The sequence below is a fragment of the Nostoc sp. XA010 genome, from assembly GCF_020829625.1.
GTDB lineage: Bacteria > Cyanobacteriota > Cyanobacteriia > Cyanobacteriales > Nostocaceae > Nostoc.
In genome coordinates this window covers 292,522-311,974 of the sequence record NZ_JAIVFX010000003.1, presented here as the reverse complement: position 1 = coordinate 311,974, position 19,453 = coordinate 292,522, and the positions used below count along the sequence as shown (strand labels likewise).

The 19,453-nt window shown below is 39.5% G+C and carries 20 protein-coding genes; 9 read left to right on the top strand and 11 right to left on the bottom strand.

The annotated features are described in order from the left end of the window. Window positions 1–8: 8 nt before the first annotated feature. The 7 genes from LC608_RS06830 to LC608_RS06800 all read right to left on the bottom strand — a co-directional run bounded on the left by LC608_RS06830 (window position 9) and on the right by LC608_RS06800 (window position 8,413). The gene (locus tag LC608_RS06830) at window positions 9–1,349 is read right to left on the bottom strand and encodes a TldD/PmbA family protein (RefSeq protein WP_229552806.1); all 1,341 of its coding nucleotides are present in this window, start codon (window positions 1,347–1,349) and stop codon (window positions 9–11) included. A 244-nt stretch (window positions 1,350–1,593) separates the two neighbouring features. Next, entirely contained in the window at window positions 1,594–3,066 is a 1,473-nt protein-coding gene (locus LC608_RS06825; RefSeq protein ID WP_229552805.1) for a TldD/PmbA family protein, read from the bottom strand. 266 nt (window positions 3,067–3,332) lie between these two features. Next, entirely contained in the window at window positions 3,333–4,160 is an 828-nt protein-coding gene (locus LC608_RS06820; protein ID WP_229552804.1) for a glycosyltransferase family 2 protein, read from the bottom strand. 39 nt (window positions 4,161–4,199) lie between these two features. Further along, window positions 4,200–5,504 (bottom strand): NAD(P)/FAD-dependent oxidoreductase, encoded by a 1,305-nt coding sequence (locus tag LC608_RS06815; RefSeq protein WP_229552803.1) that lies wholly within the window; start codon window positions 5,502–5,504, stop codon window positions 4,200–4,202. Window positions 5,505–5,595: 91 nt separating this feature from the next. Continuing rightward, the gene (locus LC608_RS06810; RefSeq protein WP_229552802.1) at window positions 5,596–5,952 is read right to left on the bottom strand and encodes an EamA family transporter; all 357 of its coding nucleotides are present in this window, start codon (window positions 5,950–5,952) and stop codon (window positions 5,596–5,598) included. 3 nt (window positions 5,953–5,955) lie between these two features. Then, a complete protein-coding gene (locus LC608_RS06805) occupies window positions 5,956–6,369 on the bottom strand; it encodes an EamA family transporter (RefSeq protein WP_229552801.1) in 414 nt (137 codons plus the stop codon). 1,789 nt (window positions 6,370–8,158) lie between these two features. Beyond that, on the bottom strand, window positions 8,159–8,413 hold the full coding sequence (locus tag LC608_RS06800; protein ID WP_229552800.1) for a hypothetical protein: 255 nt from the start codon (window positions 8,411–8,413) through the stop codon (window positions 8,159–8,161). Window positions 8,414–8,950: 537 nt separating this feature from the next. Here LC608_RS06800 and LC608_RS06795 point away from each other — a divergent pair. The 4 genes from LC608_RS06795 (at window position 8,951) to LC608_RS06780 (ending at window position 12,462) form a co-directional block, all read left to right on the top strand. Next, window positions 8,951–11,110 (top strand): Tex family protein, encoded by a 2,160-nt coding sequence (locus LC608_RS06795; protein ID WP_229552799.1) that lies wholly within the window; start codon window positions 8,951–8,953, stop codon window positions 11,108–11,110. A gap of 13 nt (window positions 11,111–11,123) precedes the next feature. Further along, window positions 11,124–11,465, top strand: coding sequence for a 2Fe-2S iron-sulfur cluster-binding protein (locus tag LC608_RS06790; protein WP_229552798.1), 342 nt, complete (start codon window positions 11,124–11,126; stop codon window positions 11,463–11,465). 276 nt (window positions 11,466–11,741) lie between these two features. Beyond that, window positions 11,742–12,137, top strand: coding sequence for a phage holin family protein (locus LC608_RS06785; protein WP_229552797.1), 396 nt, complete (start codon window positions 11,742–11,744; stop codon window positions 12,135–12,137). Window positions 12,138–12,270: 133 nt separating this feature from the next. Next, the gene (locus LC608_RS06780; RefSeq protein ID WP_094353212.1) at window positions 12,271–12,462 is read left to right on the top strand and encodes a YqaE/Pmp3 family membrane protein; all 192 of its coding nucleotides are present in this window, start codon (window positions 12,271–12,273) and stop codon (window positions 12,460–12,462) included. A gap of 387 nt (window positions 12,463–12,849) precedes the next feature. Here LC608_RS06780 and LC608_RS06775 read toward each other — a convergent pair whose 3' ends face one another. Then, window positions 12,850–13,650: a histidine kinase gene (locus tag LC608_RS06775; RefSeq protein ID WP_229552796.1), complete on the bottom strand. Its 801-nt coding sequence runs from the start codon at window positions 13,648–13,650 to the stop codon at window positions 12,850–12,852. 188 nt (window positions 13,651–13,838) lie between these two features. Here LC608_RS06775 and LC608_RS06770 point away from each other — a divergent pair, with 188 nt between their 5' ends. From LC608_RS06770 to LC608_RS06760, 3 genes are all read left to right on the top strand, one after another. Next, entirely contained in the window at window positions 13,839–14,063 is a 225-nt protein-coding gene (locus LC608_RS06770) for a hypothetical protein (RefSeq protein WP_229552795.1), read from the top strand. 55 nt (window positions 14,064–14,118) lie between these two features. Next, window positions 14,119–14,454, top strand: coding sequence for a cytochrome c6 PetJ (gene petJ, locus LC608_RS06765; RefSeq protein ID WP_229552794.1), 336 nt, complete (start codon window positions 14,119–14,121; stop codon window positions 14,452–14,454). Window positions 14,455–14,826: 372 nt separating this feature from the next. Further along, complete coding sequence (locus LC608_RS06760) at window positions 14,827–15,846, top strand: aldo/keto reductase (RefSeq protein WP_229552793.1); 1,020 nt, start codon at window positions 14,827–14,829, stop codon at window positions 15,844–15,846. A 271-nt stretch (window positions 15,847–16,117) separates the two neighbouring features. Here LC608_RS06760 and LC608_RS06755 read toward each other — a convergent pair whose 3' ends face one another. Both LC608_RS06755 and LC608_RS06750 read right to left on the bottom strand, forming a co-directional pair. Next, window positions 16,118–16,303 (bottom strand): hypothetical protein, encoded by a 186-nt coding sequence (locus tag LC608_RS06755; RefSeq protein WP_229552792.1) that lies wholly within the window; start codon window positions 16,301–16,303, stop codon window positions 16,118–16,120. Window positions 16,304–16,348: 45 nt separating this feature from the next. Beyond that, on the bottom strand, window positions 16,349–16,822 hold the full coding sequence (locus LC608_RS06750) for a DUF4385 domain-containing protein (protein ID WP_229552791.1): 474 nt from the start codon (window positions 16,820–16,822) through the stop codon (window positions 16,349–16,351). A 76-nt stretch (window positions 16,823–16,898) separates the two neighbouring features. On the opposite strand from LC608_RS06750, the gene LC608_RS06745 reads away from it, so the two are divergent. Together LC608_RS06745 and LC608_RS06740 are read left to right on the top strand one after the other, a co-directional pair. Beyond that, complete coding sequence (locus LC608_RS06745) at window positions 16,899–17,366, top strand: VOC family protein (RefSeq protein ID WP_229552790.1); 468 nt, start codon at window positions 16,899–16,901, stop codon at window positions 17,364–17,366. A 28-nt stretch (window positions 17,367–17,394) separates the two neighbouring features. Continuing rightward, window positions 17,395–17,691: a hypothetical protein gene (locus LC608_RS06740; RefSeq protein ID WP_229552789.1), complete on the top strand. Its 297-nt coding sequence runs from the start codon at window positions 17,395–17,397 to the stop codon at window positions 17,689–17,691. Window positions 17,692–18,096: 405 nt separating this feature from the next. On the opposite strand, the gene LC608_RS06735 is transcribed toward LC608_RS06740, so the two are convergent. Continuing rightward, window positions 18,097–19,371 (bottom strand): ribulose bisphosphate carboxylase small subunit, encoded by a 1,275-nt coding sequence (locus LC608_RS06735; protein ID WP_229552788.1) that lies wholly within the window; start codon window positions 19,369–19,371, stop codon window positions 18,097–18,099. Between the last annotated feature and the right edge of the window lie 82 nt (window positions 19,372–19,453).

The window sequence follows — 19,453 nt, the reverse complement described above, 5'->3', positions numbered from 1 at the left end:
TTTAACTTTTACTCACCAGTAATCGATAGTTCATTAACCCAGATTTTCGGGCAAACTCCCCCTGGCGTTAACTCTGGCTCTTTCTCTACATAGATAATTGACTTCAGAACTTCTAAGAAATCGCCAGCTACAGTTGCTGATTCAATACTTGTCCTCACACCCTTATTAACTAGCCAACCATCAAACGGCAAAGAAAAGGAGCCTTGCAAAGCTTTAACTCCAGCATGGAGAGCTTGTAAATCATCGATAAAAATCACATTTTCAGCAGTTTCTAAACTTAACTCTTCTTCAGGATTTGCTGTTGAAAAAACGTGATAGAAATTGGGACTAACGCTTACCTTTGCACCAATACTGGCATTACCTGTTGGCTGGGTATTGAACCTTTTAGCAGTGCCTGCACTGTGGAGAAAGCTTTTTAAAACACCATTTTCAATCAGCGAAACCTGACGAGTAGGAGTTCCTTCACCATCAAAACTTTCTGCGCCTACGTTAGCTGGGTGAAGTGCATCATCAAACACTGAAAGTAGAGGAGAAGCAATTTCCTTACCTAAATCATCAGCAGTAGATAAGCTTTGGTTGTCCAAAATACTTTGAGCGTTGAATAAGTTAGAAAAACCACCCAACAGACTTAAGAAAGCTTCCGGTGAAAAAACAACCCGATATTTACCAGTTTTGACTTTTTCATAATTCAAGTGACTGATAGTTTTATCTGCGGTTTCTTTGATGCAACCATTGATGTCTAGATTATCTAAATTATGGTTGATTCTAAAAGCACCTGCACTTCGAGGTTTTTTTCCTTCTTCCTCAGTTTTGCTGTAAAGATAAACTGATGCTAAAGAGTGAGATTCAGTTCTCACTGCACCGTCGCTATTAAGATAAAATCTGTCAATATCTCTTTGCGATAACCCATTATAAGGCACACCTTTAATTGCTGGATGAGCTGCAAGCAATTCTTTTTCAGCTACTAGCAATCTCTCTATGAGTGCAGCAACAGGTGCTTGGGGCGTCTTATCTTGAGGTTTATTTGCAATAGGAGCAGTAGCTTCTGGACTAAAATCAGGAACATTTTCTTTAACACCAAAAAAACTGGCTTCGTAGGCAGTTTTCAAAGCTAATTCCAGCCCTTTGGGGTCTACATCTGTGGTGCTGGTGACACCCATCGTATTATCTTCATTCCAGACACGAACAGTAACACCAGAGCGGTTTGAAGCTTTGACTTGTTTTGGCTCACCTTGGTCTACTTGCACGCTAGTATCATCTACTGTTGAGCCATAAATGTCGAATTTCTTAATACCAAGCTTCTCAGCATTGTCCTTGGCGGAATTTGCAATCTCATTGATATTTGGCATAGTCAATTTTGGATTTTGAATTTTAGATTTTTGATTGGAAGCAATTTTATTTTGGATATTAGATTTTGGATTTTGGATGTTAAGCTTTTCCCCAGAAAATTTGCTTGTATTTTTTGGGCGGGCGAGACGCCCACCCTACAACAGAGTATTACGCTAGATGTGGTTTAGCTTATGACTTATATTTGTCTCGTAGCTTTTTATTGACGTAATATCCTAATCATTCACAATCCAAAATCCAAAATTATTATCTTCCACCGACGGTAATAGAATCAACCTTAATGTGGGGTTGCCCTACTGTGGTGTAAATACTGCCACTGACGGAACCACAAAAACCTGGTGCAATTTCCAAATCTTGGGAACACATAGAAATTTTATTCATAATTTCTTTAGCTTCACCAATTAGAATTGCTCCCTTTAGCGGTTTAGTGATTTTGCCATTTTCAATCAAATAAGCTTCATCAACACTAAAGTTGAATTGACCTGTAGCACCAACGCTTCCGCCACCCATCTTTTTACAGTAAATACCTTTATCAACAGAGGTAAATAAATCATCAATGCTATATTCGCCAGAATCAATATAAGTATTACGCATCCGGCTAGCAGCAGCAAAGGTATAATTTTGGCGGCGTCCACTTCCAGTTCTGGGGTGTCCGGTGCGTGCAGAACCTGTTCTATCTGCTAAGAAGTTTTTGAGAACGCCTTTTTCAATTAATAAGGTTCTTTGAGCAGGCATACCTTCGTCATCCATGTCAATTGTCCCGAAGGCATTTTCAGAACGCCCTTCATCCCAGGCTGTCAAACTTTCGTGGGCAATTTTTTCGCCTTTTTTGTCAGCAAAGGGTGTGGTATTGCGTTCAATTTGGGTGGTTTCTAGCAGGTGTCCGCAAGCTTCGTGAAAAATTACGCCGCCAAAGTGATTGGCCATAATAATCGGGTAAGTACCTGATTCTACGTAATCGGCGTAGAGCATTTTGCCAGCAGATTCTGCTATTTTTTCGGCGGCTTGTTGAGAATCCCAAGTCCTCAAGAAGTTGGCATCACTAGTGTTACCAGCGCGTTCACCGATGGAAGCACGATTAGCACCATCAGCACACAACAGGTTAAATCCTACTGACTGAGTGAGGCGAATGTCACGGGCAAAAGTGCCGTCACTGGCGGCGATTAAAACTTCTTGCCAATCCCGGAAATAGGTAGCACGGCGCGATTGGACGTGGCTAGCTTTTTGCTTCAGGTTGGCAGTACCATCAAGGAGGACTTCTCCCATTTCTCGGATGGAGCTACACACTGGTAGCCAGGCATCTTTGCCTCTTTTGGTGGCGTAATCTCTCAATAATTCTAGGTTGATTTCTGGGATGAAAGCTTTAGCAGTGGGTAGTTGCAATCCCAGGATAGAAAGACCTTTTTCTAAAGCTGCTTTCAAACCGGAAAACGAAAGGTCATTGGTGCTGACGTAGCAATCAGCTTTGCCACGAAATACTCTGACTCCCGCGCCTGTAGACAGACTGGGTGAAATACTAGTGATGGAGTCGTCTTCTGCAAGAGAACTAATATAGTTGCGACGTTCTAAAAATAATTCGATGAAGTCAGCACCTGCGGCGCGTCCTAGTCCCAGGAGGGTAGCCAGGGGGGCTTCCCAGGTTTCATCGAAACGCTCTGGTGTGGAGGAATATTGTAGGGTGGGAAGTTGATTCGAGAGAAGTAGCGTACTTGTAAGCATGGGTAGCCTCGTCTGCTGGCGTAGTTCAGAGATTTGACTGAAAAATCCCGGTGTGTTCAGTCTAACAAATCAGTGAAAGTCAGAGTTGGCAATTAAGTAGTAGGGGTTTCCTCACCTTGGAAATTTACTTTCCTCTCTTAAGCGTGAGTGAAATATTTAAGTAACGTCCTTTGGAGAGCGATACAATACTGGATGGAATGATACCGTTGATAAATTACTATTTCCCATCCAGTTAATTCTTGGTAAGAGCCTATTCCTTCTCAGGTTTATTTACGATTTGTTATTTTCAGTGGAATTCTCGCTGTTTCTTGCTGATTGAAAGTCTGACCTACATTAGCAGCAGTTGGCGCTGGCGATGTTAAATTCTTAAACAATAGCTTTAAAGTTCGAGTAATAGTTTTAATAATTTTCATTTTGCTGGCACTCGGCTTTTCGTCATATCTCAAAACCATTGGAATTTCTACGATTTTTGGTTTGAGCGGTTTGGCTTTCAGCAATAAATCTATCATGCAAGCAAATCCACTTTCAGTGAATAAACTCTCGCCATAATAGATATCTAGTTTGCTGACGAAAGTACGGTTATACAGTCTGTAACCACAAGTGTAATCTCTTACACCTGGTACATGGGCTGCAATTCTAAAAAGCCAGCTTGCTCCGTAGCTCATCACCTCTCTAAATTTTGATAAGCCTATGACTTTGGAGCCTTTTCGATATCTAGATGCGATCGCAATATCATAGCTACCAGCTATCATCGTCTCATACATCTTGATTAATAGTTCTGGTGGTTGAGTGTTATCGCAATCCATCGCGGCTAAAAAATCACCTTCTTTAGAAATTTCTAAGAAAGTTGTGAAACCTGTTTTAATTGCTTGACCTAAACCAGCATTTTTGGGATGTTGGACTAATTTCAGTGATATCCCTAACGATTGAGATTCATTTAAAGCAGTCTGAGCAGTTGCATCCTTGCTACCATCATCAACAAGAATCAGCCGGATATCCATATTAGATATTTGCTGCAATACCTGAAACTTTTTGAACAAGGGGCGAATTGATTCTTGCTCATTGTATGCGGGTAAAAGAACAAAAAGACTCATAAGTACCTCGTGTAATTTTCAAAAGATTATTCTCTAATCTCAAGAATTCAGTAATGTTGATTTCTTGAGAAATTCATCAACCTGTCGGACGACTGCGTTGTTATTGACGCTATCATTGACCAATTGCGAGGTATTGACAACGAAAAAATCATCGTTTTCAGTACTCACTTTTGGAACAAGGCTAGAATAATTTAAAACTTGTAGTGGCTGTACTTTAATAGCTCGATTAATGTGTGCCGCGACAATATCATCTGCTTTGAGTTCTGGGAACATCAAACGTATACCCTGGAAAAATACTTGGCGCAATTGATCATCTGGCTGTTTTAACAACGGGTCAGTGGAAAGGATATATTTTGGTAGGAATGTCATGTGATATCCGGCTGTCTCTTGCAAAGAAACTAGGTTACTCATACCGATGACTCCAGTAAAGGGAACATTCCTATCGGCAATATTTACTACGTAATAAGGAACTAGAGCCTTGCGAGTAATAAGTACCATGCAGATTACGCCGAGGTATTCTACTGTTTCACCGGTCTCTGAAACTTTCACCAGTTCTTTGGCAGCAACCTGTTGCAAAATATTAACTGGACCAGTAAAGATGACTTTATCAAAATGTTCCTTTTTGCCCTGATATTCTACCCACATTCCCCCCTCTGGATGAGGTGCAATATATTCCACCGCAACACCTGTGTGGATATGACCCCCAGCTGCGTAAATTAATTTTTCTATATGGTCAAAAACAGTTTTGTAACCGCCTGAAACATAACCAAGTTGTTCTTTATTTAATGAAGAATCTCGCGCTGAAAATAACCGTTTAATATAAGCCCAGATAAAAACTGCTGATATTCGCTTATAGTTCTCTCCTAGTTTGGATAGAAGCAAGGGTTTCCAGAGTTTTTCGTATGTGCTTTTACCACCAAGTTTCAAGAGCCAATCTTCAACTAATATCTTCTCTAAGCGCCGCCAGTTATTAAGGCGTGAACCATACAATAAAGTGAAAGCTAATCTGATTTTACCTATAAGTCCGAACAAAGGAAAGCGGAGAAATTCTATAGAGTTACTGATAGAATAAAATTTTTGATTATCGTAGAAGCCTGTTAAACTTCGATGCCAACGCAGCTTATCTCCAAGACCAATATCTCTGAGAAAATTTATTAAATGAGTATCAGAAGGGAGGATAACGTGATAAAATCTATCCCAGGTAAACAACCCATAATCATGATAAGTGGTAAGTCCACCAAGCTGCTTGTTACTGTCAAAAACAGTTACCTTATGTCCTTGATTTGAAAGACGTTGGGCTAATACTAGCCCAGTTATACCTCCACCAATGATGCCTATATTCATAAATTTAACTTAGATTTTTGTAATGATGATTTTGAAATTATATTTTCAAAGAAGTTTAGTATTAATAGCCTTGCTATCTACTTTTTAGCTATTAATTTACAACAAGAACTACACCAGTTATAATAATGGAAATTCCTAACCACTGGCTAAATACAACCCGCTCTTTTAGAAGATAGTGAGAAGCAATTGGTACAAATGCATACATTAATCCTAAAACTGGAAATGCTTGGCTCAGAGGAATTGTCCGCAATACATAAAGCCACAATATAGTCATAAATGTATAACAAACAAACCAAATCCAAAAATAACGAGACAATAACAAATTTTGGATAGATGCGCTTGCTCCTTTAGTATGGCTAGAAAGGTGAAGTCCATACTTTAGTGATAGGTTAGCTGTTGTTCCGAATAAAACCACAAGCATTAAGACTAGCCAAGTAGTGATGTTCATTTTTCAATCTTCTTGATGAGATTTGCTGTACATTGATGTAGATTTTTTCAAGGGGATAACTACTAAAAGAACACCCACGAAAATAGTGATTACTCCTGCTATTCTAGTTAGTGTAATCTCTTCATTAAAAAAGTAGTATGAGCCGAAAAATATACCGACGTAATTTAAACTAGTTAGTGGATAAGCAATACTCAATTTTACAGATCGCAGAGCTAATATCCAATTTACTACCCCCAAGCAATAAATACTAATAGCTAATACTAATTTTTGAATAAATACCCAATTAAATAGTCCCTCATTTGTATGGCTCATCGTATGCTTCATAAGCAATTGACCAGAAATACTAAATAAGATACTAACAAACAATATAATATAAGGAATTATTTTAACGTTTGAACTTTGCGAGATAGATTTCATAGTACATTTGCCTTAATCGAGATATTAAGTATGAACCGGACAGTAAACAATCTATCGTTTTAAAAGTTTCAGATTTCGCTCATACCTTATTTACAATTGAATTTACACTTCAGTAAATAGACAACAAAATTAGGAAGGTTATCTTGAAGGGATTGATATCAAAATGATCATAGAAGCTCATGTCTAAGAGTTAGCAAGTAGATACTATGCAGCTTGGAGGACGGTTGCTGTATTTTGGCAAGACCAGATATTATCGGAGTAGAATATGCTAAATTTGCTTACTGAGTTACACTCGCAGACATAACAGTTTAATTGCTTGACAATTGGCGCAATCGGTTTAGGCTTTGCCCAATTATGAATTGCAGATGTCTTCCGTATCAGCCAGCTATGTTTCCAGACTAGTTTTAGTGCGATGGCGTATCCGCCCGCCGTAGGCGATCGCAATATCTACGTCATCGTGAATGCATATATAGCGAATATTGAGTGCTCTGCCACAAATGTGTTAACAAAATTTAGCAGTCAGACATCGCTTATGCTGAACTCGGATTCGTCCCCCATGTTCAACAGATGGAGTTAAGCGAATAATAATGGATTTCCGCAATTTTTGATTAATTCATTCATTAACTTTCATCAGTTGTATCCTGCTATAGAAACCTAGTTGAAGACACTACTCAACTTCTCAAGCAATTAACTTGTGCATCAAAACTAAGCTGGTTTGATAAATGTTTTTAATTCTCTCCAGGAAGTGTTTATTAGTTTTATGACATACCATAGAATTTATCTAGGCTCACAGACATATCTGCAATTTCGGCTGGAGACTAAGCCGATTCATAAAAATTTGTACTCAAATTGAGCGTGCATAGGTGTTCTTTTTGGACATTGGAACACAATGGATAACAGAAATCTGCCTGAGAGCCAAAACCATTGAGAGATAACTCTACAGTGATTTGCTTGACAGATTTTTTGGGAATTTTATTGAATGTCAAAATGGAGTTTTTGACGACATTAAGGGTTAATGTAAACTAGCGTTTGGTAATCAACTCGCAGCTTACTTATGTTGAGTTAAGTGGGTTTAAAATGTTTTTACATTATCTTAAGTATTACTGTTGTTTGATTGTTCTTAACTATATGTAATTTTAACTAGGAGCTTTATCTCAAAATTAATTTTTACATATACTTACTTACTAGAATACCACGAGAAAACAATGTTGCAAATTTATCGCCACACTTCATCAAAAATTCATTTTACGAAAATATACTTAAACAAAAACTTTATAAAATCTAGACTTTCCTCTTGAGAAATCTCTATTTTTAATAATTTGTACATTCATGTACCACTTTATAGCTAATAAAAGTGCAAAGTTAAGAGTTTAATAAAGCAGAATTGAAACTTGAACAATAGTGTAAATAAGTGTTTTTTAGTATAACCAGATACTTAATGTATCAAGGATCATATATGCTAGCCGATAGTCTGAATCGTTTTTTATTTATCCATGAAAATCTTCAAATTCAGATATCTCAGACAAAACTTAGTCAAAGGTTGACTTAGACACTAAGTAAGCCGGAGGACTCTATTTCTGAATTCTCTTATCAAACTTTATGGTTCTTCACTACCTTTTATGCCAAATTATTAGTTAAACATCAAAACTTGGCTTAAAAATCAAGGTCAAAAACCAAAATCAATCCTAAACGCCTAAAACGTTAGTATATAATGTCAATTTTTATTGGCTAGCAAGGGTTTCATGGTTTTTGTGGAGCATATTTAGCAATATGTAATGAAGAACCGATCTTATTTAGTTTGTCTAAATTGTTGTCTTTTGCTTTGAGTTTGTTTTGACTCATTTTCCTGCAAAAGTCTGTTGGTAATAATTAAGACAATGATTAACAATCCAAACTGAATCTGCCAGGGTGCTAATACTAAACTGAAAATCAAGCTAATAGCTGCAAATACACCTGCAATATATGCAAGTTCATCATTACTCTTTTTAAAGAAGTAGCCAGTGGCTAAAGCCGTACACAGTGGTATCAAAAAGAACAAAGCCATTTTACTAACTTCTGAACTATAAGTTGTTGTGCTTATAAAACAAACTGAAATTGTTTTTTGGAATTGTGGTTAATTTTACATCCAATGAGGTTTTAGCTACAACAGCCCATTGAAATAAATATTATAGAAAATCAAGATTACGCAACGTCGTATCTTACACAAATTGGAATAATTCTTGCGACAGAAGCAGCGCCCAAAACCTTGGCTAATAACTCCTTTTTCTGTAGTCGATGGTGAGCCAAACTCCTTTTAACAGTAGCTTACCAGACGCTAGACGTAGCTTGGTGAGGAGTGCAAAATTCCTTCTGGTGACATCCCGACTCAGTATAGCTGCGCTATGCTATACAAAGTATTGTTTAACCACGCAGATTGGAACCCTTTAAAACTTGCGAAGGTGGGTTTTGTCTATTTAGCTAATTGCACTTTTGTGAGTAATCATCTGGTAAATTAGCTTAAAACTTTGGCCTTGCGGCAGGATAAGGATTTAGCATATTACCTTTAGAAGTAGCATTTTCATTTTTTCATTTTAAACACTCAATGCTGAACATTCCTCAATTACTGGCAAGTGAAATAAACCTCAAACCCCATCAGGTGCAAAACGCGCTGGAACTTTTGGCGGAGGGTGCAACGATTCCCTTTATTGCACGTTATCGTAAAGAGCGCACCGATGAGATGAATGAAGTGCAACTACGTGAACTGGCTGATCGATATACTTATCTAACAGAACTGGAAGAACGAAAATCTGTGATTTTAAGTGCGATCGCCCAACAAGGTAAACTCACAGATGAACTCAAAGCCAAAATCTCATCCTGCTTACAAAAAACCGAACTTGAGGATTTATACTTACCCTATCGCCCAAAACGACGCACCCGCGCCACTATCGCCAGAGAAAAAGGACTCGAACCACTGGCGGAATTTATCAAGTTGCTAAATGTAAAAAATGCTGCAACGGCTTCTCTGGAAGAAGAAGCGGCTAAGTATATTTCTGAAGCCAAGGGGGTAAAAACAGCAGAAGAAGCACTCAAAGGTGCTGCTGATATTTTAGCGGAAGAAGTGGCTGAGAAAGCTGAATTACGGGCATATATCCGCGATTTTCTGCTAGAAGAAGGGGTATTTGTCTCCCGTATCAAAGATGATTATCCCGAAGGTACAACCAAATTTGAGATGTACCGTAACTATCAAATTAAGGTAAAAAATATTGCACCCCACAATATGCTGGCGTTGTGTCGGGGTGAAACGGAGAAAGTATTAAGCTTTGAAATTGCTTTTGATGAAGATACGGTACTTTACTATCTTGAGTCGAAAGAAATTAAAACCAAAGTTCGGACAATTCGGGATTTTTATCAAACGATGTTGAAGGATGCATTCAATCGTTTGATGAAAGTCTCTCTAATGGGAGAGGTAATTTCTGAGATTAAAGTATATGCAGATATGGAATCAATCAAGACGTTTGAAACTAATCTGCGAGAGTTGCTGCTATCTGCACCAGCAGGAATGAAACCCACCTTGGCGATAGACCCTGGATTTAGGACTGGGTGTAAAGTTGCTGTCCTCGACCAAACGGGGAAATTTTTGGAATACCAAGCGGTTTTTCCTCACCAAGCGGCTGAACAACGCGCTAAAGCTGCACAAACTGTCAAAAATCTGATTGAAAAATACAAGATTGAGTTAATCGCCATTGGTAACGGTACAGCGTCCCGCGAGACAGAGGAGTTTGTCATACAAGTATTGGAAACTATAGAACGCAAACCAGTTAAGGTGATGGTGAATGAATCTGGCGCATCTATATATTCTGCCAGTACTGTGGCGCTAGAAGAGTTTCCCGATTTAGATATTACCGTGCGCGGTGCGATTAGCATTGGCCGCCGTTTGCAAGACCCTTTGGCGGAACTGGTGAAAATCGATCCCAAATCTATTGGTGTGGGACAGTATCAGCACGATGTCGATCAGAAGTTGCTGAAAAAGAAATTGGATGAGACTGTAGAAAGCTGCGTTAACTACGTCGGCGTAGACTTGAACATGGCCTCTAAAGAACTTCTGACTTCCGTCTCTGGGATTACGGCAACAGTTGCCAATAACGTTGTCGCCTATCGTAACCAGAATGGAGCCTTTAAAAATCGCCGACAACTTTTGAAAGTTCCGAAGCTGGGGCCAAAGGCTTTTGAACAAGCGGCGGGTTTTCTGCGGATTCGCGGCGGTGATAACCCATTGGATAATACAGCAGTGCATCCAGAAAGTTATTCTCTAGTAGAAGCGATCGCATCTGATCTAAATGTGCCATTAAATCAGGTGACACAAATTGCCGAAAAACTTAAAAAGACCAACTTGAAGAAATATGTTACCGATAGCGTCGGCGAACCCACACTGCGCGACATCCTCGGCGAACTAGAAAAACCAGGTAGAGATCCCCGTGCAGAATTTAAGTATGCCACCTTCAAAGAAGGAATTAAGGAAATCAGGGACTTAAAGGTGGGAATGGAACTGGAAGGAATGATCACAAATGTCGCCAACTTCGGCGCTTTCGTTGATATCGGCGTCCATCAAGATGGCTTGGTGCATATATCCCAACTGGCTGATAGATTTGTAGACGATCCCAAAAAAGTTGTCAAAGTCGGACAAGTAGTCAAAGTGCAGGTGCTAGAAATCAACGAGAAACTCAAGCGGATTAGTTTGTCGATGAAAGCAGTTAAACAATAATTACAAACAGCAGATGGCAGTTTATCAAGTTCAATTCATTAATACTACACTTGGATTAGATCGCACTATTCCAGTACCAGACGATCAATATATTCTGGATATGGCAGAAGATGCTGGTATTCGCCTACCATCAGGGTGCAAACAAGGCGAATGTTCTGCCTGTGTCGCCAAACTCATTAGCGGTGAAGTTGATCAAAGTGAGCAAAAATTTTTGCGCCCAAGTGAAGTACAGGCTGGTTATGTTGTTACTTGTGTAACTTACCCTTTGTCTAATTGCACTTTAGAAACCCATCAAGAACAAATCTTGTATAAATCAGCTCTTTACTATCAGCCTGAGTCTGGAAAATCTAAGTGATTGACATACTAATCCGTTAAGAAGATTTGTAGGTTGGGTTAAAGGTAGTGAAACCCGACAAATCGGTGAAAATGTTGGGTTTCATTCCTCAACCCAACCTACCCTGGAGTGCTTTTTTAAGTAAAACTTACGTAGTATTCAAAGCGCTATCTTTTTCTTAATGATCGGCCTAACGGTAGAAGCAAATTCTATCTTGCAAGAGAGGTTAAAACCTCGCAGATAGTTGAAGATGTAGATAAGAAGTTACAAAAAATCTTTAGTGATTAGGTAAGAAAAATGTTAACACCATTATTAACCGCCCTAGCTACAGCTTTAAGCCTGTTGATTGTTGATTTAGTTGTTCCAGGCGTTAATATTGCTAACTTTCCCGCAGCTATGATTGCTGCTTTAGTAATTGGTCTAATTAACGGTTCAGTTAAACCAGTTTTGTCTGCTCTTTCTCTACCACTTAACTTTCTATCATTTGGAGCATTTTCGCTCGTCGTCAACGGTTTGTGTTTCTGGTTAGCAGCAGTGCTAGTTCCTGGGTTCGCAGTTCGCGGAATTATTGGTTTCCTTCTTGGGCCAGTGATCCTAACCTTTGCTAACACCTTCATTAACAACTACTTTGTTGAAAAAAACCTGTTAACCGGCAGTGGCGAAAAAGCCCAAGGTGAATTACCTTCTAGATAAGTATTATAAAGAGTAGAAATACCAGTTTTCTCACATCTCTACTCCAAATAAATATCCGAAGGTGGATTTCCTAATTCGGTATCTTCAGCAGAATGTAATTAAAGAAAATCACAAAAATACAGCAAGCAAAATCATGAAATTAGTTCGTTTTCTTCTAGGTTTATTAGTGCCTCCTTTAGGCGTTTTCCTGACAGTTGGAGTTGGCCCAACTCTCTTTATTAACATCTTGCTCACAGTTCTAGGTTGGCTACCCGGTAGTATTCATGCAATTTGGGTTATTGCCAAGCATGATGAACAACTCAATAGAGAAGGAAATATTTACTAATACGCAAGATGAATTTTAGGGAATCTTGAGTGGGGTGCGTTATGGTTTAAGCCGTAACGCACCATTTTAGTTTCTAGTAGAATTAGAAGTTATAAGACCTAAGCCCCTTACCGAAGCGGGAAGGGGGATTAATTCAAAGCCTCTCCCCTAAAAGGAGAGAGGTCAAAATTGTACCTCAGCCTTGTGGAGAAGCGCTATAACGATAGTCCTACGATTATAGTAATTTAGATATTTTTCAGCTTATCAAGCGATGCGTTAGGCTTTGGCAAACACACCCTACGAAAGCTGAGTCTTTAATAATTTACAAATACGTTAGTAGGGACACGACAATGCTGTGTCCCTACTAAAATTCTATATGTATCAGAGTTTTGTGAAAAGCAGTCTAGTCTATTTATGAATAGTATCCCGCTCTTTATTTGCAGGTTCCTTATCTTTAAACAAGTCAGCCGCCGTTAAGAGTAATTCCCTTAACGTTTGTTTGATTTGGCGCTCTTTTCTCGCTAGAGATGTACCAGCTTCACCCAGTTTATCTTCAAGCTGCGATCGCTTCTCTCCTACCTGCACAGCCATAGATTCTGCTTGAGGACGAGCTTTATCGTACCAGTGTTTAGCTTCGTCTAGATAATCTTGAACTTCCATATTACGTCCGCCATAGCGTGCAGCTAAGTTAGCTCGGACAATGGCTAGCTGCGCTTGCAGTTGTGCGTAACGTTTCTTTAACAATCCTGCTTCTTCACTATCTTTAAGGGCATTGACAGCAGAATTAATTGCAGTTTTGGTACTAGCAGGTTTTTCCTTACCCGTCTCTTCAATCTCTGCCAAAATTACATCAACCTCTTGCTGAAGTTGTTCTTCTTCACCATCTAGTTGAGCCTGTAGCCGTTTTATATCTGTCTGAGTTTTAGCAATGCTTTCGTGTCTTTTGCTATTAATCCCTTCCAGCGCTCCTTCAATGGAAGCTGTCACTTCATCTTTGAGTTCGCCACCTTTTTCTTGGAAGTTTTCAATTACAGCAGAAACAGCATCTTTAACAAGGTTACGAAGGTCACTAGAGCCTTCTTTAAACTCAGAACCTACTTGAGAAACTGCGGATTTTACAATTTCCCGAATCCGCTCAGTTCTTAATTGTCCAGTTTCTTTAGCTTGTTGCAGGTCTGCTTGAATTTGTTGTTTGATATTGTTAGACATTTTCAACTCTTAGGGTTTAACTATTTTGGATAATATTTTCTAGACATGTTCCCATACCCACATTATGGCGTAGTCTGAGAAGGCTCGGCACTTCCTTTAGATAGAAAATAATAACCCTAAGGAGGTGATGTGTAGCATGTTGCCCATTCGTGAGATGATTAATTGTTAGTAGTAATTGAGATGCAAATATGTGGCGAGTAAATATTACTTGTTCAGCCGATGCCTGGAAGCTTTATGGTACTGAATTTAAAGCGATCGCAGATAAATATCAAGGTGAATTGATTGGTTCCAAAAAAATGCCAGATGGGACGCGCATCATGTCTTATAAAATTGAAGATGTTAGCGATGCCGAAGCATTTCAAGAAGATTGTGCAAATTTTGCTGGATTTACAACTGACTTTGAATCCTTGTAGTATTGGTTATGACACTAATCTCTGCAACCAATATGTCCAAATTAGGAGAAGTTAATTGAAAAGATTACTTACATTAGTATTAGTAACGTTTTTGTTATTGATAAGCACTTTTACTTTACCTGCTAGTGCAGCAGACACAGTTAACGGTGAACAAATATTTAGTGTTCATTGTGCTGGTTGTCATATCAACGGCAGCAACATCATCAGGCGAGGTAAAAATCTCAAAAAGCAAGCGCTGAAAAAGTATGGTATGGATTCAATAGAGGCAGTTACATCTATAGTTACCAATGGTAAAAATAATATGTCAGCCTACAAAGAACGCCTCACTGAACAGCAAATTCAAGATGTTGCTGCTTACGTTCTCGAACAAGCTGAAAAAGATTGGCGTTAGAAAGTTAGGAGTTAGGAGTTCAAAGTTAGGAATTAAGGGTTAAGATTTAAGAGTTATTGATTATCGCTGTTATAAATGGTTCTTAAAAAAGTATAAAGTCTAAGAATGTTGTAAGAGGTTGTTTGAAAAGTTGTAAAGGATACTCAAAACCCCGCTTCCATTCCTCTTGCCTAAAGGTCGTGAGGCTTTGAAACCCCCATTATTTTGTAGGAAAGAAGGCGCGGGGGTTTAGCTTTCCGAGAGCTTAAATGTTACCAAAAATACTTTTCAAACATCCTCTAATAAGATGCTTACGAACTCGCTAATTCTTCGTTCTTCTCACTCCTGTACAGACGCGATTAATTGCGTCTCTTCTCACTCCTAAACTTGAAAATGAACTTACCCGCAGCTAGCCGTCTCCAATTCACTCCTGATTTAAACATTTGCCGGATCTTAAATGGGATGTGGCAAGTCTCCGGCGGACACGGACAGATCAATCCCCAAGCCGCTATTGAGACTATGTTCAAATATGTAGATGCAGGCTTTACCACTTGGGATTTAGCAGACCACTATGGCCCCGCAGAAGACTTTATTGGTGAGTTTCGCTGTCAACTAATTGACACTCGTGGTAAAGATGCTTTATCTCAGGTACAAGCTTTTACAAAATGGGTGCCTCGTCCTGGCAAAATGACGAAAAAACTCGTTGAGGAAAATATTGATATTTCCTTGAGAAGGATGAATGTACAATCGTTAGATTTGATGCAATTCCACTGGTGGGAATATCAGGATAAAAATTACCTGGATGCTCTCAAATATATGGCAGAACTTCAGACTGAGGGTAAAATTAAGCATCTTGGTTTAACTAATTTTGACACAGAAAACTTGAAGCTGATTACCGAAGCAGGTATCAAAATTGTTTCTAACCAAGTGCAATTTTCCCTGGTTGACCGTCGTCCCGAAGTTAATATGGTGCAGTTTTGTCAACAGCATGACATAAAGCTTTTTACTTACGGTACAGTGTGCGGCGGTTTGTTATCAGAAAACTATTTGGGAAAACCGGAACCGCAAGGTTTTGATTTATCCACTGCTAGTTTGAAAAAATATAAAAATATGATCGATGCTTGGGGTGGTTGGCGATTATTTCAAGAGTTGCTGGCTATTCTAAAGGAAATTGCTAATAAGCATGGGGTAAGCATTTCTAACGTGGCAGTGCGTTACATTTTAGATCAGCCAACTGTGGGCGGTGTGATAGTTGGTGCAAAACTTGGTGTATCTGAACATATAGAAGATAACGCCAAAGTATTTAGTTTTAGTTTAGATGCTGACGATCGCGATCGCATCAATGCTGTATCTCGCCAATCACGAGACTTGTACCAGCTAATCGGCGATTGCGGCGACGAATATCGCCGATAACTATATAAGGCGTTGGCTTTGTTGACGATTGAATTTACTGATAATACGGTGAAGGTTATTGTGCAATCTACCCCTCCAAACCATGCCGCTAAACTTTGCCTAATTTACCTCCACAAAAGCAAGGTTTACGCCTAACTCCTGCATCCAAGGGAAGTGGATTTAAAGATACGTCAGTAAATCACGATAAAATTCTAGCTGAACAAGCGTTTTCGTAAGCCACAATGTGAGTGACAAGATTCTGCAATTACTCCCCAAGGTTCATTCGCAAAGCTCAAAAGCTCATCTCGACGAAGCTCAGAGGTTCATTCACGAAGCTAAAAGGTTCATCGACGAAGCTCAGAGGTTCATTCACGAAGCTAAAAGGTTCATCGACGAAGCTCAGAGGTTCATTCACGAAGCTAAAAGGTTCATCGACGAAGCTCAGAGGTTCATTCACGAAGCTAAAAGGTTCATTCACGTAACACACTTTCTGAAAGCCGCTCAATTGAAAGTTAATAATGTTTTACTCTAGCTCATACATCTGCTTATGCTTGGCTAAAAGCTGTTGATATTTCTCATTTGTCTTTGCTTCTACCCACTTGACTTTAAATATTGCTGCTGATTCCGCTTTCACTAAGTCTACTTCATAGGGAAGAATTTCTTTTTTGGAATCTGAAGTTTCAGAATTTTGTTTATACTTCCTGCCACTTTTATGATTAGCATAACGGCGAGAGCGAGTATAGCCCATTTGGATAAACTTTCGTGCCATATCCGCGCCAATAAAATCATCTTTCTCTAAATAATCAAGAAACATTTCGTAGATTTTTTCACTTGACTCTCTAGCAATATCAGGAGTTTTGAACCGCCAGTAAGGAAGAATTTCTGACTTGTATGGTTCAACCAAAAGTACACCCTGCTCACCCTTCCCAACACGATAGAGTTCAGGATGTTGGCGAAAATCAATATTTTTAAAGTCTAAAGAATAATCAAAAGCCATGATAGATTTTTATTAGGAATAATAAACTTTAAAACAAAGTTCAACTTCTATCTAAGTATTGAGATTTTGTTCTATTATGCTATCTAGCACCCAATCCGTGAACAGTGTCCTTGCGCCAGGAAATCTGCGTAAAGTGCATCACATTGCCCTCAACGTCCAGGATATGCAAGCCTCGCGCTACTTTTATGGCACTATCCTGGGTTTGCATGAACTCACAGGCGACGAAGTACCCGCAACCCTGGTGGAACTTGTAGCATCTGGGAAAGTAGCCAACTTCATCACCCCGGATGGTACAATCCTGGATTTATTTGGGGAACCAGAATTATCACCACCAAATCCAGACCCAGAGAAGACTTTTACCAGAGCGTACCATTTAGCTTTTGACATCGATCCGCAGTTATTTGATCGCGCGGTGACAGTGATCAGAGAAAATAAAATAGCGATCGCACATGGCCCAGTGACTCGTCCTACTGGTAGAGGTGTGTATTTTTACGATCCAGATGGTTTTATGATTGAAATTCGTTGCGATCCAGAAGCTAGTTAACTTAAGGGTAATAACAAAAGTATCTACTATGACCGCGAAAATCACGCAAATATTTAAACTAATTCAAGACACAATTACAAAACCACCAATTCCACACGAACCATACAAGCAATCATTGAAAGGCTGGGCAATGTATTGTTTGCGAGATAAAGGTTTTATAGTCGTTTATGCTCAAAATGCCGACTTTGCTATTGAAACAAAAGGTATAGAAAAGCTATATTTTAAAGTTTCCAATAGCCCCGATGATTTAGATAATTCTATTAGCTGGATTGTTTGGGATAGTGTAACAAAAAGCGCCAGTCTCATTCCCAAAAAAATAGACTAATGCCAAAAAATTGCTGTAACCGAATAATTCCTAATTAATAGTCCACAGTAAATGCCTGTCTTCTATCGGGAATTACGAATTACCTTAGCGCAGCGTAAAGCCTTCTCTACGAGAGGCTCCGCCAACGGCATGGCTTCTCTACGTTCGCGTAGCGTGTCGCAGACAGACGCTACCGCGTAGCTTGCTTCTCCGTAGGAGTACGCTTAGAGCGACCTAGGAGCGTCAAATTCGTCAAAAAAGCGCTATATAGCGCTTCTGGGTTGAGTTCAATACAGACCTAACCCTCTTCCCAAGGCGGGAAGGGGATTAGTTCTATTTGTATACCTGTACCTCACCGGATTGAAAATGACTATAGCTCATAGTCATTTGTTTTTCCGCCCACTTTCTTTTACCAATGACTAATGACTAATTTTTTCCATTCGGCCGTTGAATAATCGTCTCCACCACCCGGCGCTTGGCCTTTGGATCAATACCTACCAAGCGCACGTATTCACCGCTATATTCTGTCAAAGTTGATTCCAAATTTGAGATGGCATCAGATTCTGCATCAATGTGGCTATGAACACAAGTTTGCCAAGCACCTGTGCGGAAGCGGCGTTCATCTACGTGTTCAATGCTAATTTTGTAACCTTGAGATAATAATTGCCTAATTTGAGCTTGTGTATCTAGGGTCAAATGTGGACTCGATGCTTCGTGCTTCTGGAATCCATTAGTTTTTGCTTCTTGAGTTGCACCATTGCTTGACGGCTGATTAATTGGTGTTACAGCAGTAGGTTGTGCAGATTGAGAATTTCTACCTCGATTGAGTCGGTTGTAATCATCAACCAAATGGGAATTTTCCACCCGTTTTTGTTCACCAACGAGGAAGTTACCAGACTCGATTAAGTGAGACAGCCTGAAATCTGGCTTTTTAAATTCTGGTGGCCCTTCAACGCTGTTAACGATACTCAAGGATACTTGCTCAAAACCTACTTGATGGATGTAGTTGCGGATTTGTTCGTCATAAATGCGCGATCGCAAAGCGCTAAAAAAGTCAATGGACTGGTTGACAAATGTATCAACTAGCTGTTCAACTTCCTTTTGTGACAGTCCATCCGGTTCAAAAATCCCTTTGACAATTCCCACCTTGTCGTCTCTGTCTGGTTCCCAGTAGAATTTCTCCATCCGTCCATCCCGAATTAACGGTGCATAGAGGGTGGAAAAATCATTACCTGTGACAATAATCGGTACACGATGTAAAGGCGTGGAATCATAGCTTCCAGGTAATTGTACATCTGTAGGATTATCAGCAATATTCATCAGTGTGGCATTCACCAACTGTGTATTTACAGTATATTGAGTGCCTTCATCGAAGCGTCCAGCCCCCGCATCTAAATCGTTAATCATCAGTACACACATTTTGCCACGTACTTTGATTAGTTCTGCTGTTTCCCGATAGCGCAGCCGAATCAACCGCGCTGGATCTCCTGCATCTGGACTTTCCAATTCGCCGCCAGAAATGTTAGTCACTTCGATACCCATTTTCTCGAAGACTAATTGACATTGAAATGTTTTGCCTTCTCCTTTGCGTCCGTGGATACCTAAAATCACTGGGACTCGGACGCCAGGAAGCTTTAGAAAGTTTTTGGTGATGTGGACAGCCAGTTTGTCCAGAAAGCGGGGAGCGATGTAGTAACCCATAAAATTATTTTTGCCTAGCACTGCTTAAAGTAATGTTAAGTTTTTTTGGTGATGACTGTTTATTTATCTTTTGGTAGAAAAG

What these genes read in the sequence shown, in the direction of transcription:
- LC608_RS06830 (WP_229552806.1), bottom strand. Translation starts at nt 1,349, where the DNA reads ATGCCAAATATCAATGAGATTGCAAATTCCGCCAAGGACAATGCTGAG.
- LC608_RS06825 (WP_229552805.1), bottom strand. Translation starts at nt 3,066, where the DNA reads ATGCTTACAAGTACGCTACTTCTCTCGAATCAACTTCCCACCCTACAA.
- LC608_RS06820 (WP_229552804.1), bottom strand. Translation starts at nt 4,160, where the DNA reads ATGAGTCTTTTTGTTCTTTTACCCGCATACAATGAGCAAGAATCAATT.
- LC608_RS06815 (WP_229552803.1), bottom strand. Translation starts at nt 5,504, where the DNA reads ATGAATATAGGCATCATTGGTGGAGGTATAACTGGGCTAGTATTAGCC.
- LC608_RS06810 (WP_229552802.1), bottom strand. Translation starts at nt 5,952, where the DNA reads ATGAACATCACTACTTGGCTAGTCTTAATGCTTGTGGTTTTATTCGGA.
- LC608_RS06805 (WP_229552801.1), bottom strand. Translation starts at nt 6,369, where the DNA reads ATGAAATCTATCTCGCAAAGTTCAAACGTTAAAATAATTCCTTATATT.
- LC608_RS06800 (WP_229552800.1), bottom strand. Translation starts at nt 8,413, where the DNA reads ATGGCTTTGTTCTTTTTGATACCACTGTGTACGGCTTTAGCCACTGGC.
- LC608_RS06795 (WP_229552799.1), top strand. Translation starts at nt 8,951, where the DNA reads ATGCTGAACATTCCTCAATTACTGGCAAGTGAAATAAACCTCAAACCC.
- LC608_RS06790 (WP_229552798.1), top strand. Translation starts at nt 11,124, where the DNA reads ATGGCAGTTTATCAAGTTCAATTCATTAATACTACACTTGGATTAGAT.
- LC608_RS06785 (WP_229552797.1), top strand. Translation starts at nt 11,742, where the DNA reads ATGTTAACACCATTATTAACCGCCCTAGCTACAGCTTTAAGCCTGTTG.
- LC608_RS06780 (WP_094353212.1), top strand. Translation starts at nt 12,271, where the DNA reads ATGAAATTAGTTCGTTTTCTTCTAGGTTTATTAGTGCCTCCTTTAGGC.
- LC608_RS06775 (WP_229552796.1), bottom strand. Translation starts at nt 13,650, where the DNA reads ATGTCTAACAATATCAAACAACAAATTCAAGCAGACCTGCAACAAGCT.
- LC608_RS06770 (WP_229552795.1), top strand. Translation starts at nt 13,839, where the DNA reads ATGTGGCGAGTAAATATTACTTGTTCAGCCGATGCCTGGAAGCTTTAT.
- LC608_RS06760 (WP_229552793.1), top strand. Translation starts at nt 14,827, where the DNA reads ATGAACTTACCCGCAGCTAGCCGTCTCCAATTCACTCCTGATTTAAAC.
- LC608_RS06750 (WP_229552791.1), bottom strand. Translation starts at nt 16,822, where the DNA reads ATGGCTTTTGATTATTCTTTAGACTTTAAAAATATTGATTTTCGCCAA.
- LC608_RS06745 (WP_229552790.1), top strand. Translation starts at nt 16,899, where the DNA reads ATGCTATCTAGCACCCAATCCGTGAACAGTGTCCTTGCGCCAGGAAAT.
- LC608_RS06740 (WP_229552789.1), top strand. Translation starts at nt 17,395, where the DNA reads ATGACCGCGAAAATCACGCAAATATTTAAACTAATTCAAGACACAATT.
- LC608_RS06735 (WP_229552788.1), bottom strand. Translation starts at nt 19,371, where the DNA reads ATGGGTTACTACATCGCTCCCCGCTTTCTGGACAAACTGGCTGTCCAC.